The organism is Acinetobacter sp. ANC_7682 (assembly GCF_056779795.1).
In genome coordinates, this window is sequence record NZ_JBWYIQ010000105.1 from 1 (window position 1) to 239 (window position 239).

Below are 239 nucleotides of genomic sequence, written 5' to 3' on the forward strand. Positions count from 1 at the left end.
CTTCACGGATGCACAAGGTCAATATACAGCATTAACCACAATGCCTGTAGGTTATGGCTGCCCACCAGAAGGTACAACTCAGTTTGTATTAGACAAACTTGGTCGTCACGGTAACCGCCCTTCACACGTGCATTACTTCGTCACTGCGCCTGGCTACCGTAAATTAACTACGCAGTTCAACATCGAAGGTGATGAATACCTTTGGGATGACTTTGCATTTGCAACGCGTGATGGCTTAG

At 46.9% G+C, this 239-nt stretch carries 1 protein-coding gene; it reads left to right on the top strand.

Annotation, left to right across the window (positions count from 1 at the left end):
• Positions 1–239, top strand: a 239-nt coding sequence (locus AC1M9D_RS14185) for a dioxygenase family protein (protein ID WP_481612457.1), incomplete at both ends; no start/stop codon positions are given.